We start from the raw sequence: 16,312 nt of genomic DNA, 5'->3' as shown, positions 1-16,312 counted from the left end.
TGTTTAATTAAATTATTTCCTTACAAAACTTGCAACATCCTCCTCAGAAACAGTGTTTCCGCCAAGAATAATTAATCTTTCCACTACATTTCTCAGTTCTCTGATATTTCCTGTCCATGAAAGAACTTTAAGCGCATCAATCGCCTTATCATCAAACTTTTTCACGGCAGTACCATGCTCATCGGCAATTAATCCGGAAAAATGATCTACCAATAATTTGATATCCTCTTTTCTGTCATCCAACGGCGGAACATAGATTTCAATTACAGAAAGCCTGTGGTAAAGGTCTTCCCTGAATTTTCCTTCCTCAATTTCCTTCTGCATATTCTTATTCGTTGCTGCAATTACCCTTACATCAACTTTTATTTCCTTATCGCTTCCTACAGGAGAAACTTTGCTTTCCTGCAATGCTCTCAAAACCTTAGCCTGGGCAATAAGGCTCATATCGCCAATCTCATCCAAAAAGATAGTTCCTCCGTTCGCCTGCTCAAATTTTCCCTGTTTGTCTTTAATAGCACCGGTAAAAGAACCTTTTACGTGTCCGAAAAGTTCAGATTCAATAAGCTCAGAAGGGATCGCAGCACAGTTTACTTCGATCATTGGGCCTCTTGCACGTTCACTTTGGTTGTGGATAGCGTGTGCTACCAATTCTTTTCCAGCTCCGTTAGGTCCTGTTATCAAAACACGGGCATCAGAAGCAGCTACCTTTTCGATCATATCCTGGATCTTTTTCAAAGCAGGAGAATCACCGATCATCTGGTATTTTTTGTTAACCTTTTTCTTTAAGGTCTTATTTTCAGTTTGAAGATTTTTATTTTCCTTTTTAAGACTTTCTTTTGCTAAAGCATTTTTTACACTTGTAATCAGCCTGTTGATATCTATCGGCTTGGAAATAAAGTCATATGCACCCTCCTTCAGACAAGAAACAGCAGAATCAATGTCCGCGTGACCAGAGATCATGATAAATGTGCTTTCGGGCTTTAAGATCAAACTTTGTTTTAAAAGTTCTGTTCCTGAAAGTTTAGGCATCTTGATATCAGAGATCACCAATGCGAAATCTTCTTTTTCTATCTGTTTGTAGCCTTCAAGGCCATCTTCAGCGATAACAAATTCGTAATCGGTAAGTTCATCAGAAAGAATACTGTGTAATACTCCCGAGATTGCTTTTTCGTCTTCTACAATAAGGATTTTTTGCATAGTTGCAAATTTAGATTTTTTGATTCAATTATTAGCAAAAACTATACCTAAATATACTATTTTGAGTAATCTCTTCTGCCGAAAATAGCGGATCCAACCCTCACGGAATTGGCACCACATTCAATGGCAGCCGGGAAATCATCACTCATTCCCATCGATAAAGTTTCAAGTGTTTTTAATTGATTTAATTCATCAAAAAGACTTTTTAAAATTAAAAACTCTCTTTTTACCTGCTCTTTATCATCCGTAAAAGTTGCCATTCCCATTAAACCTGTAATGTCAACATTGGAAAATCTTCCGTCGATATACTGCTGAAATAATGCTTTTGCTTCAGAAATATCAAGCCCGAATTTAGTTTCTTCCGCTGCAATTTTTACCTGAAGTAAGACTTTAATGGTTCTGTTATTCTTTACAGCTTCTTTACTGATTTCAGTAAGAATTTTTTCAGAATCCACACTTTGGATGGTATCAATAAAAGGAGCAATATATTTTACTTTATTTGTCTGCAGATGCCCGATCAGGTGCCATTGGATATCTTTTGGAAGAAGAGGATATTTCTCCATAAGTTCCTGAACCTTATTCTCACCGAAGACTTTTTGTCCCAGATCATAAACCTCCTGAACAGCCTGAGCAGGATGTGTTTTGGAAACAGCTACCAATTGAACCTCCGAAGGAAGTTGGTTTTTTATTGCGTTATAATTTTCTTTAATATCCATAAATGCAAATTTCTGAATTTTAAAAGCAAAAAACTAATGAATCTGTAAAATTGTTGTTTTGACTGCAAGTTCAATTGTTACATTGTTTTAACTGATACACTGTTACATCAATTGAGAATATCATTGATCTTCGGATACTGAGAAATCTTTCTGAATACAAACTTGTTGCTTTTCTGAAGCTTTTCAATAAAGAGATCCAGTTCATTGATAGAATCGGCATCTCTGAGATATTGGTCATGCGTAAGAAAAACCAGGTGTCTTGATGTTTTTTCAAGGTCATTACGGAAGATGCTGTCCACCTTTTTAATCATGGCTTCATGGCTTCCTTTTAAGGTCATTTTTTGAGAAGGTCTCCATTCAAGATCCCAGCCGATTACTTTATAGCCTGCTTTTTTAAGGCCATTTGCGGCATCGGTGGAGCTTTTAATGTCGGTAACATTAATATTATTCAGCCTCCAGATATTTCTTCCCGGAGTTCTTGCTATCTTATCGTAAAGCTTAAGGCTGTCTTTAGCAATATCAAAATCATGGACTACAGCCTCAGGATTCTTATAAAAATCGGTGTATTTATTATGGGCGTGGCTAAAGCTGTGATTGGCCAGCTCAATCAGAGGGTTACTTTTTAAAAGTTCCATATCATCTTTCTGCCTTTTGCTTCCATAAGCATGTTTTCCCACCAGAAAAGCAGTAGCACATACATTCCTTTTGTTTAAAATTTTAAGAAGGTTTTCCGTTCCCTGGTTGGGACCATCGTCAAAAGTAAGGTAAATGATTCTTTTATCGGATTCTATATTCTCATCATCTATTTTTGGGACCGTTTCCACGGTGGGATGTTCCAGTGAAACTGTTTTTTCAAACTCTTTCACATCAGTTTTGCCATTACAGCCGTTGAATATAATTGAGGCCGCACTCATCAATGCAGTCATCCCGAGAAAAGTCATATTTTTTGACTTTCCCCCAAAATTTTTTCTCATAAAGATATTGGAGATTTAAATCGTTAAAAAATGTTAAATTATGTCTAAAATGTTAACAAATTATATGCCAGTATGGGGTAAAATACTGCTTTTTAATTTTATTTTAATATCTTATTTTAAACATGATTCTTAATGAATTAAAAGGTTTTGCATTATCTTTTCCTTTTTCTTTAATTTTAACATTTTTAATTATAAAAACAATTATCTTTTTCTATTTCTGTTGAGTTTAAAATATTTTTCCTATTCTGGAGAATTATCTTAATTGAATAATAAAAAGTACTGAATTTATTTTCTATATGCCAGAATAAGCAAGAGAGTTAATAGTATGACGGGGAGTAAAAAAACTTATTTTAAAATTCCCTTAAGATACAGCGCATTTGTAATCGCAGCAGTTCCCCAGGTATTATTGAAAAATATAAATGCTTTCCGCTCTGATTGTTTAATTTTTTCCGCAAGAACATCAATAAACTCTGAGCTGTACTCAGATTTATAAAGAACCGGTTTTCCGTGGAGTCTGTAATAGAAAATTTCAGGATGGTTAATGATCACATCTTCCGGAAGGTTACCGGGAAAGCTTACTCCTGAAAAAATGATGTTATTTTCTTTTAGCACTGTGAAAATTTCATCGGTCCACCAGGATTCATGACGGAATTCTATAACATTTACATAGCTAAAATCAAGACTGGCCAGGATTAAATCAATATTTTCCTGCGATTTTTTAAACGAAGGAGGAAACTGGTACAGAAATCCGGAAAGCTTTTCTTTCAAATGGGTTTGAATATGGGTACAGAATTCTGAAATATCTGCTTTAGCCTCTTTCAGGCGTTTTTCATGAGAAATGGCTTTAGGAATTTTGATGAAAAACTTAAAATCATCGGGTGTTTCATCATGCCATTTTAAAAGTGTTTTAGCAGTTGGTTTTCTGTAAAAAGTGGAATTGATCTCCACGGTATTGAAAACCCCGGAATATAATGTAAGAAAGTCTTTACTTTGAGCATTTTCAGGGTATAACGATCCTTTCCAGTCGTTATTGTAAAATCCCGAACATCCAATGTAAAGACTTCCTTTTTTCATGTTTTCTATTTTATATCTGCATCCATATCTACAGAGTTCAGCCGCAGTGAGTTAAGAATAACAGAGAGCGAACTGACGCTCATTGCTGCTGCTGCAATCATGGGTGACAACAGTATTCCAAAGAAAGGATACAATAATCCTGCCGCTACCGGAATACCCAGTACATTATAGATGAATGCAAAAAACAGATTTTCTTTGATGTTTTTAAGGAGCTTTTCACTTAGCAGTTTGGCTTTCGCTACTCCTAAAATATCACCTTTCAATAGGGTGATCTCTGCACTTTCCATGGCAACATCGGTTCCGGTTCCCATTGCAATTCCTACATTAGATTGTGCAAGAGCAGGGGAGTCATTGATCCCATCACCGGTCATCGCTACGATCTTACCTTGCTGCTGAAGTTTTTTTACCTCATTCAGCTTATCTTCCGGAAGACAGCCTGCTTTATAATGCATGATTCCTAATTCATCAGCAACTGCTTTGGCGGTGTGTTCGTTGTCTCCTGTCATCATGATGACATCAATTCCTTCATTCATCAGGCGTTGAACAGCTTTTTTGGAGGTCTCTTTAATTTTATCCGTAAAACTGATGAATCCTAACACATTTTTATCCTGAGCAATATAAGAGATCGTGTGAGCCTTTGACTGTACTTCAATAGCTTTTTGCTTTAATTCCTGAGGAATAGACAGGTGGCTGGAAGTAAGAAGGCTTTCATTTCCTAAATAAACCAGCTTTCCATTGATAGTTCCCTGAACTCCTTTTCCTGAGATGTTTTCAAATTGATCTACCTTTTCAGCCGTTAAATTTTCTTCTTTGGCTCTTTTGATCACTGCATTGGATAATGGATGTTCTGAGTTTTGGTTAAGAGAAAAAGCAAGTTTCAGTATCTCGTTTTTGTCTCCGTTTCCTGAAGTTTCAATATGTTCTACAGATGGTTTTCCTTCTGTTAAAGTACCTGTTTTGTCTGTGATCAGAACGTTGACCTTGTGCATCTGTTCCAGTGCTTCTGCATTTTTAATCAGAATACCGCTTTTAGCTCCTTTCCCGATTCCAACCATTAAAGACATCGGAGTTGCCAGACCAAGGGCACACGGACAGGCAACAATGAGAACTGCAACCGCATTCACAAAAGCAAATAAACTTCTTTTCCCTTCCGGTCCGAAAAACTGCCATAAAACAAAAGTAAGAACAGCAATCAGAATCACAACAGGAACGAAAACTTTGGAAACCTTATCGGTCAGTTTCTGTATAGGGGCTCTGCTTCGACTGGCTTCATTCACCATTTTAATGATTTGCGAAAGAAGGGTTTCGTCACCTACTTTTTCAGCTTTCATGATGAATACTTTATTACCGTTGATGGTTCCTGAAGAAACCCTGTCGTCAATACTTTTCTCTACGGGTACGGGTTCTCCGGTGATCATACTTTCATCTACCAAAGAAGTTCCTTCAGTGATCTTTCCGTCAACAGGAACTTTTTCACCCGGTTTTACTTTCAGCAGATCTCCGATTTTCACCTGAGAAAGGAGTACTCTTTTTTCTTCTCCATTTACAATGAGATTCGCCTCATCCGGAGAAAGATTCATGAGTTCCTTGATGGCATTTCCTGTTTTTTTATGAGCAGCAGCTTCCATCAGCTGGCCTAAAATCACTAATGTCAGGATCACACAGACAGCCTCAAAATACAGCGGGATTTCATGATTATGACCTCTGATTTCATGAGGAATAATATCAGGAAAAACCAATGCCGCAATACTGAATATGAATGCTGCAGCAACACCTAAAGCTATCAGGCTGAACATATTTAAATTCCAAGTCTTGAAAGAAACCCAGCCTCTTTTCAACAGGAACCATCCGGAATAAAACATCACGGGAAGCGTTAGAGCAAGTTCTATAAATCCCTGTATTGTATGGGAAAAGGGAAAATTGATGAACATTCCTCCCATTGAAAGAATGAAAACCGGAACGGTAAAGCCGAGAGAAATAAAGAATTTCTTTTTTAAAATATTGTAGGTTTCATCCTCTTCGTCTTCTCCGCTGTCTGGCATTCTTACCAGATCCATTCCGCATATCGGGCAGTCTCCCGGTTCGTCACGGATGACCTCAGGGTGCATAGGACAGGTATATTTTGCGGTTTTCTTTTCCGGATATTTTACAAGGTCCATTCCGCAGACAGGACATCCCACATTGGAATCATAGGTTTTGTCGCCTTCACAATACATAGGGCAGTAATATTTCCCTGCCATATCATCTGTCACTTTCGGAGCTTCGTGATGATGGCTGTGATCGTGATGGTGATGGTGGGAAGTATGTTGGGGAATTTGGGAGGCTGCGTTTTTCGCAAGATCTTCTGTGATTTCTTCCAGATGCATATGGCAAACGGGGCAGTCGCCTTTTTCCTCATATACTTTATCCCCTTCGCAGAACATAGGACAATAGTGTTTTCCAATACTTTCTTTGAAGTTTTCAGGCAGATTTGAAGAAGAATAGGTGGGCTTATGATTGGGATCTTTAGCATGTTTTTCCTCGATGGGAACCAAATACATATTACAGACCGCACATCTTTCCCCCTGTTTGAAATACACTTTGTCACCCTCGCATTCCATCGGGCAGTAATATACTGAAGAAGGAGAAACCCTGTCCTGAGGCTTTATAAAAGTTCTTTCAGGCTTATTCGGGTCTTCCAGCCTGTATTTTCCTATTTCTTCTAAGGCGTTATTTAAAACTGACAGTTCAATTTCCTTATCAGAAGTAATGGTTGCCGTATTATTCTCCAGATTTACGTCGGCGGTAACTCCTTCAACAGAGTTGAGCTTTTCAGAAATTTTTTTCTGACAGCCGGAGCACGTCATCCCGAGTATATTATATTGTCTGTTCATGATCCTTGAATTTATAATACAAATTTCCAAAATGAATTGGTAAGGCTGTTATAAATTTAAGGATAATAGTTATAGAATTTTGCCCGTGCAGGTTGGGTGTAGGAATGTGGGAGAGTGGAAGGGTATGAGAGCTTAAGAATAATAATTATATTGTAGTAGTAGACAGTACGATTTAAAACACGTCCAAACTCTAAAACCCTCCGACTCTCCAAGTCAGAAGCTGTCCAGAGTTTTCCTTTGATGATCCTTCAGTTTTTTGAATTCTGTGGGTGTAAAACCGGTGATGTTCCTGAACTGGGTAGAAAGATGCTGAACACTTTTGTAGCCAAGCTTTCCGGCAATTTCTGTGAGGGTGAATTCATTATAAAGAAGCAGCTCTTTTACTTTTTCAATTTTGTGAAGGATAAAGAACTGTTCAAGCGTAATATTTTCGTTCTGAGAAAAGGTCTTAGAAAGTGAGCTGTAATCTTTTGGGATTTTTGAGCTTAAAAATTCAGAAAGAAGAAAATTTTCATCAATATCCAGTTCACTGATCTTCATGATGATGATATTTTTGATCTTGTCGACAAGCTGATGCGCAGAATCCTTGATTCTTTCAAAGCCTGTATCCCGAAGACTTTTTTCTATAACCAGCATTTTTTCTGCTGAAACATCGGTGTCGGTTTCGATTTCTCCTAACGTAATAGAGTTTACCGCTATACCAGCCTCATTGAATATTTTTTCTACTGCAGAAATGCAGCGGTTGCACACCATATTTTTAATGAAAATTTTCATGGTTTGCTTAGTCTGTCTTTTACAAACTCGATCTGGGTTTTTCCGTGTGGAGCCGGGTTTCCTTCACTATCCAGGTTCACCATTACGATTTTGTCTACGGTAATAATGGTCTGATGGGTCATTTTGTTCCTTACATCACATTTTAGGGTAACGGATGAAGATCCGAAGTGTGTAGCTTCAATCCCGATTTCTATAATATCTCCCTGTTTTGCAGAGCTTACAAAATTAATCTCTGAAATAAATTTTGTAACCACTTTTGTATTTTCCAACTGAATAATTGCGTAAAGCGCCGCTTCTTCATCAATCCATTGCAAAAGTCTTCCTCCGAAAAGAGAATGATTGGGATTCAGGTCTTCGGGCTTTACCCATTTTCTGGTATGATAGTTCATGTTTTGATAATTTACTTCACAAATTTAGTGTTAAAAAACGGGTTTATCAAAGAAACAGCATTTACTGATCTGAAGGAAATGATTCATTTTCTCAATCATATTTTCTTGGAACGCATTGCTTTTACTTTTTTCACCGTATTATCGCTTAAAAATTTTTGGTATTCTTTACTCTCAACGGGAAAGATTGCTACTTTTCCTTTTACGTTGTGATGGGTTCCGAATCCATAGCGTTTGGACAGCGGGGAGCACCTGAGACAGGGCTGTCCTTTGGAAAAAAATTGTATCCTTGCCTGTTGTTTTTCGCTTTCCGGAATATCATTTTTCAGAGCATAACATTCAAATATAATATCATCAGAAATATAGCGGTAAGGATGTTTTATGATTTGCTCATACTGAAGCTCTGCCAATGACTTTATTTTCTTTTCAGGCGGTGTCTCAGCCTTGGAAACTGGGCAGTCATCGGCAATTTCAATAAAGGTATTGGTATAATTTGTCGTATGTTTCATAGAGATGTTGTCAATAAGGTTGAGCATTAATATGGAATACTTAAGATTTTAAATTCGGTATTACTCCCTGAATTCTAAAATATCACCGGGCTGGCAGTCCAGCACTTTGCATATGGCATCAAGCGTACTGAAACGGATCGCTTTGGCTTTTCCGGTTTTTAAATTGGATAGATTGGATAAGCTCAGATTTATTTTTTCTGAAAGCTCGTTCAATGACATTTTCCTCTTAGCCATCATCACATCAAGGTTTATTATAATAGGCATAGGGCTGTATTTATCTTTAAAAATATGGTAACAGGCATTATATTTAACAGTTTTTTATTATGTTAACTAACTTTAACTTTTGGTAAATTTCAACAAAATTTCAGTAAAAAGCAATATTTATTTATTATTAATCAATAAAAAATGGCTTTGATTTCCTTGAAACGTGACAAATACTTTAAAAAAAACTTTGATTTAAAATTTTTAATTGTATCTTGCATACGTTTATATTTGGAATCAATATTTGTTCATTAATTTATGTTGTTTTTCTTTTATATACCAAATTTTTATTAATTTTTAATTTTTATTTAAAATGAACATTTTTGTTTCAAACATCAATTACGCAACTAAAGAGTATGAGTTGCACGATCTATTTGCAGAATTTGGTGATGTATCATCAGCTAAAATTGTTACAGACAGAGAGACTGGCCGTTCAAGAGGTTTCGGTTTTGTAGAAATGGGTGATGAAGAAGGAAAGCAAGCTATCGAAGCTCTTAACCAGAAAGAATTTAACGGAAAAGAGTTGAACGTATCAGAAGCTAAACCAAGAGAAGAAAAACCAAGAAGAAGCTTTGACAACAACAGAAGCGGCGGATACGGCGGTGGAAACAACCGTGGTAATGGCGGCGGATACGGCGGTGGAAACAACCGTGGTAACGGCGGCGGAAACCGTTGGTAAAAAATATAAGGCGGCTTTTTAGCCGCTTTTTTTATGAATTATTTATCCCTTCCTGATTGTAATTGGCCTTTGCTGATTTATTTAAGGAAGGGATAATTATTTCTTCTCTGTTTTTTTCTGAATTATTATTCCTTCAATTATTAATTAACCTAAGTTCGGTTAATAAAATACCTGAAAACAATTGTGTTTTTATTGCAAAGACAAACAAAATAGATTGCTAGCAGGTATAATAAGGAAAACAAAGGAATTTCAGTAAAGTTATATAATATACTTCACTGTATATTGTTTACCAACAGGTGAAACGGCATTTAAGCCTCTTTATTAGATTTATTTTTCTTTGATCAGCAATGCTGCATTATTATAGAATATAGTACTCTTGTGCTTATTGTAAGGAGAGCGGTCTCTTGAAATGCTTGGGAAAACTATTTTGATATGATATTTTCCTAAATCACTTTCCATAGAGATTTCTTTCATTTTTATAGTTCCAGAATTGCCGGCATTGTTTCCGAATAGCTTATCTATCGCCGAGCTGAAATCTACAGTTTCTTCTGAATTAAGAATCACTTTTATCGTTCTTCCATTATTGGCGTCGGTCTGGCTGTCTATCAGGAATGTATCTCCATTAATAGCTACCGATTCCTGATTATAGCTATTAAAATTAGTTAAATACTGATAACCTTGAATATGGGTTACTTTTGATTCGGAGTCTAAAACAAGCCTCCCATATTCTGATCCATCTGAAGTCTTATTGACATGAGTAAAAGCATTTCTCAGGGTACTGCTGATCAGCGAAGAATGAATGTTCTCAAAATCCCCTGCTAAAAGATCGTGCGTTTTGCCGGCAGTCAGATTCAGTAAAAAATCTTTTTGTTTTCTTTCTGCCAGAAATTCAAATTTATTAGCAATTTCATCAACGAGAGTATCAGATACTTTTTTTTGAAAATTTATTTTATTGTTGACCAGAAGATTATTTTTATCCAAAAGGGTTATCAACTGATTTTTCTGGCTTCTTTTGGCTACACTGAATGCATTTAAATAAGGAAAAACCAACGAGAAAGCACCAAACACAAATAAACTTATCGGAATAAATTTTATGCTGGCTTTTTTATTCAAAACAAAATAAGAAACCACACTCAACAGCCATAGCGCCAGCAGCAATACGAAGTATCGGGGTTCTGTGTAACCGTATTCCAGGATCCTTGTAAATATGGCCGTAAATAATAAAACAAGTAAAGGGATTATGGTGTAATAAAACAGTTTTGAAAATACTTTGACCCAGGATTTTGCTTTTTCCTCTTTAAGCGGATATACAAGCAGTAAAGCAAGGATACCGATAATACTGTAAGCTAATACTAAATAAGAAACCCATCCTCTCGGAAGCTCCCAATTAATAACTATTTTAAATGAATAGACATACAGTATGACCAGATAAATGAAAAGCAACGGAATCAGGACAAACTGTGTGAAAAACTTTAAGATCACCGGATATGTACTCTCTTTTTCAAGATAGCTCAGCCCGCTTTCGCTGAACAGAAGAAAGATAAAACAGCTTCCAAAAATGGCTAGCACATAAAAGGTATCAGCATATAGATTATCACTGAAATTAAAATCGAATAGTTTATCAACTGCGAGGATGGCCAATTCTACGCCTCCTGTAAGTACTCCTGTAAAAATGGCGGTCAGGAAAATATTAACGAAAAGATTTTTATTGTACTGCCAGAAGTTAAGCTCCTTATTCTTTTCCAGAAATGCTGAAAAGGCAACCAGTAAGTGAGAAAGCAGAAGGGTAATAGCTATGATGAAACCATGAACTTCGGTGAAATCCCTTTCTTTTGCAGGGAGAATGAAAAAAAATCCGATCAGGAAGGCCGTTCCCAATATTTCCAGCAACAGCCTTTTTCCGATTCTTTGAGAAAGAATTTTCAAAGCAAACATGAGAGAAATACCGAGGCAGCAGCAAATAGTGAATTTGGAATGGATGAAGAACGATTCGCGGTTATACTTACTGTCCAACATAAGGATGGCACCCACGGAAGAGAGCAGTCCCATTAATAAAACCATCGGATAGCGCGACAGAACATCCTGTGCCTTTCCTGTTATTTCCTGGATTTTTGTTTTCATTATTTGTGTATTTTATACTAATCTTTTTTCTTTTTTTTCTTCTTATCCTTATCTTTTGCTTTGCTCTTTTTAATTTTTTTTGGATTTAAAATCTCTTCTGCGTATTCAAATTTCGGTTCTTCAACTTTTGTAGGAATAATTTCAATTTTAAGATCAAAATAATTCTTCAGGTCGTCCTGCGATATTAATTTTTCATTAAATAAAAACTCCAACATTTCTTTTCCGGAATCATTGAAAAAATTATGGGAAAGCTCTTTCAGCAGGAATTTACGGTATTCTTCCATAGGAACAACTACAGTATATTTAAAGATTCTTCCTTCCTTTTGAGTCGTGATATAACCTTTTTCCACCAATATTTTCAGGTAGGTAGAGACGGTATTCTGGTGCGGCTTCGGTTCAGGGTGCTGCTCCATGATATCTTTAAGATAAAAAGTTTCAAGCTTCCAAAACAGCTTCATAAAGTTTTCCTCAGCACCTGTAAGATGATTTATTTTCATAGAATGTTCTTAATGTTGAAATTGTATATTGCAATAAAGATAAATAAAAGATACCACAAATGCTATTCCGGCACCCATAAATACTTCTTTTACCGTATGTCTTTTTAAAATAATTCTTGTAATTCCCACTAAAGCAGCAATTCCCAGCCATGCCAGCCCGGCTTTCCAGTTTAATGTGAAGAATAGGGCCGCAACAAATACATTAAAAGCCGTATGCATCGAGCTTTTAATAAAGAAGTTACTGATCTGCATAGTGAAAACCAGAATCAGGATAAACAGCATGACAAGATCAATATACCCGTTCCTTACATAGTTGAAAATAAGATAAGTGACCACACAGGCCGCAATAAAAATATAGAGTGTTTTCCTTTGAATACGGTTCGAAACATCCATATTCGTATATCTTCCGGTTTTTACATTCCAAACCAGCCAGACTACGACCGGAATAATAATCATTAATAATATAGGGACAAAATAAAGAAAAGAATCTTCGAGTGAATATTCCTTTATACTCATATAAATGAAAAAAATAAATAAAGAAATTAGCGGATTGAAAAAATCTGAGATGATTTTTGAAATTTTATGTACTGTTGAAGGCTGTTTTTCTTCCATGTTCAAGTTTAAAATTCAAATATAACACTATAAGCAAAAAAACAATTACTATGTATACGATAAAAACAAAGTTTTTTTTATAATTTTGCTCAAATATTCATCATAAAAAAGCAAGAGCTAGCACATGAAAGAATTTTCTAAAGAGGTATACCTGAAGTGGTATGAAGATATGACTATGTGGAGAAGGTTTGAAGACAAATGCCGTTCTCTTTATCTAAAACAAAAGATCAGAGGTTTTTTACATTTGTATAACGGTCAGGAGGCTATCCCTGCCGGCTTCACGCATGCAATGGACTTAACGAAAGACAGTATGATTACTGCTTACAGATGCCACATCCATCCAATGGCGATGGGAGTAGATCCGAAGAGAATCATGGCTGAGCTTTGCGGTAAAGCTACAGGAACGTCCGGAGGTATGGGTGGTTCTATGCACATTTTCAGCAAAGAGCACCGTTTCTATGGCGGACATGGTATTGTGGGCGGACAGATTCCTCTGGGAGCCGGAATTGCTTTTGCAGATAAATATTTTGACAGAAAAGCTGTAAACATCTGCTTCTTCGGAGACGGAGCTGCAAGACAGGGATCGCTTCACGAAACATTCAACATGGCAATGAACTGGAAGCTTCCTGTAGTATTTGTAGTGGAAAACAATCAGTACGCAATGGGAACTTCTGTAAAAAGAACAGCCAACCACGAAGATATCTATAAATTAGGTTTAGGGTATGAAATGCCTTGCCTTGCTGTAGATGCAATGGATCCTGAGAAAGTAGCGGAAGCGGCTTATGAAGCTATCGAAAGAGCAAGAAGAGGAGACGGTCCTACTTTCATTGAAGCCAGAACTTACCGTTACAGAGGACACTCGATGTCTGATGCTGAGCCTTACAGAAGCAAAGAAGAAGTAGCGATTCATAAAAATGATGACCCTATGGAACTTGTAAAACACAGAATTTTGCAAAACGGATGGGCTACTGAAGCAGAATTGGAAACTATCGACAATAAATCAAGAGATTTTGTAGACGAATGTATCGAATTCATGGAAAATTCTCCATACCCAGATCCGGATAAGGTGTATGAATATGTTTATGCTCAGGAAAACTATCCATTCTTAGATAAATTAGAAAACTAAAATAATTTGCTGATCAATGATAGATGATGTGGAAATCACTTTCTTCTATTATTCATCATCATATTAAAAAATAACACAATAAATTATGGCAGAAGTAATTACGATGCCCCGCCTTTCGGATACTATGACGGAAGGTAAGGTGGCGAAATGGCATAAAAAAGTAGGAGATAAAGTAAAAGAAGGAGATATTTTAGCCGAAATTGAAACAGATAAAGCTGTTCAGGATTTCGAATCTGAAATAGAAGGAACTCTTTTATATATTGGTGTAGAAGAAGGCGGTGCTGCTGCTGTAGATTCTGTTTTAGCGATTATTGGGAATGAAGGAGAGGATGTTTCAGGGCTGACTGGCGGAGCTGCTGCTCCCGCTGCGGATGCTTCTGAAGAAAAAAAGACTGAAGAAGAATCAAAAACAGAAAACAACGGTACCAGTATTGAGCAGACTACTGCAGAAGTTCCTGCCGGTGTAGAAATTATTACAATGCCAAGACTTTCTGATACAATGACAGAAGGTAAAGTGGCAAAATGGCATAAAAATGTAGGCGATACAGTGAAAGAAGGAGATCTTCTTGCTGAGATCGAGACAGATAAAGCGGTTCAGGATTTCGAATCTGAATTCAACGGAGTGTTATTGAAGCAGGGTGTAGAAGAAGGTGGTGCTGCTCCGGTAGATTCAGTATTAGCGATCATCGGTCCGGAAGGAACGGATGTTTCTGCTGTGGGTGCTCCAAAAGCAGCTGCTCAGTCCACTGAAAAACCTGCTGAACAGAAAACTGAAGCTAAAGCAGAAGAAAAAGCGGCTCCGGCAGCAAGTTCTTCATCTTCAGAAAGAGTAGCGATTTCTCCGTTAGCTAAGAAAATGGCTCAGGACAAAGGTGTAGACATCAACAGCGTTAATGGGTCAGGAGAAAACGGAAGAATTGTTAAAAAAGATATTGAAAACTATCAGCCTTCACAGGCACAGGCTCAACCGGCTGCTTCTGCTCCTGCAGCGGCTCAGGTTGCATTGAGCTTTGTTCAGGGAGAAGATACTGAAACGCCAAACTCTCAGGTAAGAAATATTATTGCAAAACGTCTTGCTGAAAGTAAATTCTCTGCTCCTCACTATTACCTTATGGTGGAGATCAATATGGATAAAGCGATTGAGGCCAGAAAAGAAATCAATTCTTTACCGGATACGAAAATCTCTTTCAACGATATGATTATTAAGGCAACTGCTGTTGCTTTAAGAAAACATCCACAGGTGAATTCAAGCTGGGCAGGAGATAAGGTTATCCACAGAGGAAATATCAATGTGGGTGTAGCAGTAGCTATTCCTGACGGATTAGTGGTTCCTGTACTTAAAAATACAGATCAGATGAACTATACTCAGATCTCTGCAGCGGTAAAAGATATGGCTTCAAGAGCTAAGAGCAAGGGCCTTAAAGCTAATGAAATGGAAGGTTCTACATTCTCAATCTCAAATCTGGGTATGTTCGGAATCGAAACATTTACGAGTATCATCAACCAGCCGAACTCTGCTATCCTTTCAGTAGGAGCGATCATCGAAAAGCCAATTGTAAAAGACGGACAGATCGTAGTAGGAAATATTATGAAGCTTTCACTGGCATGTGACCACAGAGTGGTAGACGGTGCTACGGGAGCCCAGTTCTTACAAACTTTAAAAATATATCTGGAAAGTCCTTTAACTCTGTTACTGTAACGGCTCAGATTGTAAATATTAAAACCTCTCGCTTTGAGAGGTTTTTTTTGTTTAAATTAATTAAAATATCTGTTCTTTACATCTATAAAAATTTTAATTAATTATATTTTTGTATAGAGAAATCACTATTTTTGAAACATGATTAAAGCGAGTAATATCCATAAATCTTATGGAAATTTAGAAGTACTGAAAGGAGTTGATATTCATATTAAAACAGGCGAAGTTGTTTCTATTGTAGGAGAGTCCGGAGCAGGAAAATCTACGTTGCTTCAGATTTTGGGCACTCTGGATCACCCCAGCAGTTCCAATAAATACAATACTGAAATCAGTATTGCAGGAGAATCTTTCATTAATATGAATGATAAGCAGCTTTCCAAATTCAGAAATCAGAATATTGGTTTTGTCTTTCAGTTTCACCAGCTTCTTCCTGAATTTACAGCTTTAGAAAATGTTCTGCTTCCGACAAAAATAGGTGGAGCCAATGAGAAAGAGGCTTTAGAAAAGGCATATGCTTTATTTGAAGACCTTAAAATAGAGCAAAGGCTGAATCATAAGCCTAACCAATTGTCCGGAGGAGAAGCACAGAGGGTAGCTGTAGCAAGAGCCCTGATCAATTCGCCCAAAATTATTTTTGCAGATGAGCCCACAGGAAACCTGGATTCAAAAAATGCAGATGATCTTCACAGGCTATTTTTTGATCTTAGAGATAAATACAATCAAACCTTTGTTATTGTAACCCACAATCCAAATCTTGCCGAAATCACAGACCGAAAGCTGGTCATGAAAGATGGAATGATCATCGAATAAAAAAACT

16 protein-coding genes are annotated in these 16,312 nt (G+C 36.9%); 4 read left to right on the top strand and 12 right to left on the bottom strand.

Going from position 1 to position 16,312, the window contains the following annotated elements:
• Positions 1–12 precede the first annotated feature (12 nt).
• The 9 genes from ACMGDK_RS03340 to ACMGDK_RS03300 all read right to left on the bottom strand — a co-directional run bounded on the left by ACMGDK_RS03340 (position 13) and on the right by ACMGDK_RS03300 (position 8,767).
• Positions 13–1,197: a sigma-54-dependent transcriptional regulator gene (locus tag ACMGDK_RS03340; protein ID WP_436806622.1), complete on the bottom strand. Its 1,185-nt coding sequence runs from the start codon at positions 1,195–1,197 to the stop codon at positions 13–15.
• A gap of 56 nt (positions 1,198–1,253) precedes the next feature.
• Positions 1,254–1,913, bottom strand: coding sequence for a YggS family pyridoxal phosphate-dependent enzyme (locus tag ACMGDK_RS03335; protein WP_436806621.1), 660 nt, complete (start codon positions 1,911–1,913; stop codon positions 1,254–1,256).
• 107 nt (positions 1,914–2,020) lie between these two features.
• Complete coding sequence (locus ACMGDK_RS03330; RefSeq protein ID WP_436806620.1) at positions 2,021–2,887, bottom strand: polysaccharide deacetylase family protein; 867 nt, start codon at positions 2,885–2,887, stop codon at positions 2,021–2,023.
• Positions 2,888–3,232: 345 nt separating this feature from the next.
• Positions 3,233–3,961: a DUF72 domain-containing protein gene (locus tag ACMGDK_RS03325; protein ID WP_436806619.1), complete on the bottom strand. Its 729-nt coding sequence runs from the start codon at positions 3,959–3,961 to the stop codon at positions 3,233–3,235.
• Between the two features lie 5 nt (positions 3,962–3,966).
• Positions 3,967–6,834 carry a heavy metal translocating P-type ATPase gene (locus ACMGDK_RS03320; RefSeq protein WP_436806618.1) on the bottom strand — a complete coding sequence of 956 codons (2,868 nt, stop codon included), beginning with the start codon at positions 6,832–6,834 and terminating at the stop codon, positions 3,967–3,969.
• A gap of 213 nt (positions 6,835–7,047) precedes the next feature.
• Positions 7,048–7,608: a helix-turn-helix domain-containing protein gene (locus ACMGDK_RS03315; RefSeq protein WP_436806617.1), complete on the bottom strand. Its 561-nt coding sequence runs from the start codon at positions 7,606–7,608 to the stop codon at positions 7,048–7,050.
• A complete protein-coding gene (locus tag ACMGDK_RS03310) occupies positions 7,605–7,997 on the bottom strand; it encodes an acyl-CoA thioesterase (protein WP_034727696.1) in 393 nt (130 codons plus the stop codon). The genes ACMGDK_RS03315 and ACMGDK_RS03310 overlap by 4 nt, the downstream gene beginning before the upstream one ends.
• Before the next feature lie 95 nt (positions 7,998–8,092).
• Entirely contained in the window at positions 8,093–8,503 is a 411-nt protein-coding gene (locus ACMGDK_RS03305; RefSeq protein WP_436806616.1) for a DUF6157 family protein, read from the bottom strand.
• 60 nt (positions 8,504–8,563) lie between these two features.
• Positions 8,564–8,767, bottom strand: coding sequence for a helix-turn-helix domain-containing protein (locus ACMGDK_RS03300; RefSeq protein WP_436806615.1), 204 nt, complete (start codon positions 8,765–8,767; stop codon positions 8,564–8,566).
• Between the two features lie 310 nt (positions 8,768–9,077).
• Here ACMGDK_RS03300 and rbp point away from each other — a divergent pair, with 310 nt between their 5' ends.
• The gene (gene rbp, locus ACMGDK_RS03295; protein ID WP_426049653.1) at positions 9,078–9,443 is read left to right on the top strand and encodes an RNA-binding regulator; all 366 of its coding nucleotides are present in this window, start codon (positions 9,078–9,080) and stop codon (positions 9,441–9,443) included.
• 327 nt (positions 9,444–9,770) lie between these two features.
• Here rbp and ACMGDK_RS03290 read toward each other — a convergent pair whose 3' ends face one another.
• Genes ACMGDK_RS03290 through ACMGDK_RS03280 form a run of 3 tightly spaced genes read right to left on the bottom strand, consistent with a single transcriptional unit; the run spans position 9,771 to position 12,577 of the window.
• Positions 9,771–11,564, bottom strand: coding sequence for a DUF4153 domain-containing protein (locus tag ACMGDK_RS03290; RefSeq protein ID WP_436806614.1), 1,794 nt, complete (start codon positions 11,562–11,564; stop codon positions 9,771–9,773).
• Positions 11,565–11,581: 17 nt separating this feature from the next.
• Entirely contained in the window at positions 11,582–12,061 is a 480-nt protein-coding gene (locus ACMGDK_RS03285; RefSeq protein ID WP_436806613.1) for a BlaI/MecI/CopY family transcriptional regulator, read from the bottom strand.
• A 9-nt stretch (positions 12,062–12,070) separates the two neighbouring features.
• Complete coding sequence (locus ACMGDK_RS03280) at positions 12,071–12,577, bottom strand: phosphatase PAP2 family protein (protein WP_436806612.1); 507 nt, start codon at positions 12,575–12,577, stop codon at positions 12,071–12,073.
• A gap of 220 nt (positions 12,578–12,797) precedes the next feature.
• Here ACMGDK_RS03280 and pdhA point away from each other — a divergent pair, with 220 nt between their 5' ends.
• The 3 genes from pdhA to ACMGDK_RS03265 all read left to right on the top strand — a co-directional run bounded on the left by pdhA (position 12,798) and on the right by ACMGDK_RS03265 (position 16,305).
• Positions 12,798–13,799, top strand: coding sequence for a pyruvate dehydrogenase (acetyl-transferring) E1 component subunit alpha (gene pdhA / locus ACMGDK_RS03275; protein WP_436806611.1), 1,002 nt, complete (start codon positions 12,798–12,800; stop codon positions 13,797–13,799).
• 85 nt (positions 13,800–13,884) lie between these two features.
• Positions 13,885–15,498, top strand: a complete 1,614-nt coding sequence (locus ACMGDK_RS03270) for a dihydrolipoyl dehydrogenase family protein (RefSeq protein WP_436806610.1) — start codon at positions 13,885–13,887, stop codon at positions 15,496–15,498.
• Positions 15,499–15,636: 138 nt separating this feature from the next.
• Entirely contained in the window at positions 15,637–16,305 is a 669-nt protein-coding gene (locus ACMGDK_RS03265; protein ID WP_436806609.1) for an ABC transporter ATP-binding protein, read from the top strand.
• Positions 16,306–16,312: the final 7 nt, after the last annotated feature.

The sequence above is a fragment of the Chryseobacterium hilariae genome, assembly GCF_051400735.1.
Taxonomy (GTDB): domain Bacteria; phylum Bacteroidota; class Bacteroidia; order Flavobacteriales; family Weeksellaceae; genus Chryseobacterium.
Note: the sequence above shows the minus strand (reverse complement) of the source record. Positions and strands in the feature narration are given on the sequence as shown.

Excerpts from the sequence above, each read along its gene's own strand:
- ACMGDK_RS03320 (WP_436806618.1), bottom strand. The coding sequence starts at position 6,834 with ATGAACAGACAATATAATATACTCGGGATGACGTGCTCCGGCTGTCAG.
- ACMGDK_RS03285 (WP_436806613.1), bottom strand. The coding sequence starts at position 12,061 with ATGAAAATAAATCATCTTACAGGTGCTGAGGAAAACTTTATGAAGCTG.
- ACMGDK_RS03290 (WP_436806614.1), bottom strand. The coding sequence starts at position 11,564 with ATGAAAACAAAAATCCAGGAAATAACAGGAAAGGCACAGGATGTTCTG.
- rbp (WP_426049653.1), top strand. The coding sequence starts at position 9,078 with ATGAACATTTTTGTTTCAAACATCAATTACGCAACTAAAGAGTATGAG.
- ACMGDK_RS03280 (WP_436806612.1), bottom strand. The coding sequence starts at position 12,577 with ATGAGTATAAAGGAATATTCACTCGAAGATTCTTTTCTTTATTTTGTC.
- ACMGDK_RS03340 (WP_436806622.1), bottom strand. The coding sequence starts at position 1,197 with ATGCAAAAAATCCTTATTGTAGAAGACGAAAAAGCAATCTCGGGAGTA.
- ACMGDK_RS03310 (WP_034727696.1), bottom strand. The coding sequence starts at position 7,997 with ATGAACTATCATACCAGAAAATGGGTAAAGCCCGAAGACCTGAATCCC.
- ACMGDK_RS03315 (WP_436806617.1), bottom strand. The coding sequence starts at position 7,608 with ATGAAAATTTTCATTAAAAATATGGTGTGCAACCGCTGCATTTCTGCA.
- ACMGDK_RS03305 (WP_436806616.1), bottom strand. The coding sequence starts at position 8,503 with ATGAAACATACGACAAATTATACCAATACCTTTATTGAAATTGCCGAT.
- ACMGDK_RS03265 (WP_436806609.1), top strand. The coding sequence starts at position 15,637 with ATGATTAAAGCGAGTAATATCCATAAATCTTATGGAAATTTAGAAGTA.
- ACMGDK_RS03335 (WP_436806621.1), bottom strand. The coding sequence starts at position 1,913 with ATGGATATTAAAGAAAATTATAACGCAATAAAAAACCAACTTCCTTCG.
- ACMGDK_RS03325 (WP_436806619.1), bottom strand. The coding sequence starts at position 3,961 with ATGAAAAAAGGAAGTCTTTACATTGGATGTTCGGGATTTTACAATAAC.
- ACMGDK_RS03270 (WP_436806610.1), top strand. The coding sequence starts at position 13,885 with ATGGCAGAAGTAATTACGATGCCCCGCCTTTCGGATACTATGACGGAA.
- ACMGDK_RS03300 (WP_436806615.1), bottom strand. The coding sequence starts at position 8,767 with ATGCCTATTATAATAAACCTTGATGTGATGATGGCTAAGAGGAAAATG.
- ACMGDK_RS03330 (WP_436806620.1), bottom strand. The coding sequence starts at position 2,887 with ATGAGAAAAAATTTTGGGGGAAAGTCAAAAAATATGACTTTTCTCGGG.
- pdhA (WP_436806611.1), top strand. The coding sequence starts at position 12,798 with ATGAAAGAATTTTCTAAAGAGGTATACCTGAAGTGGTATGAAGATATG.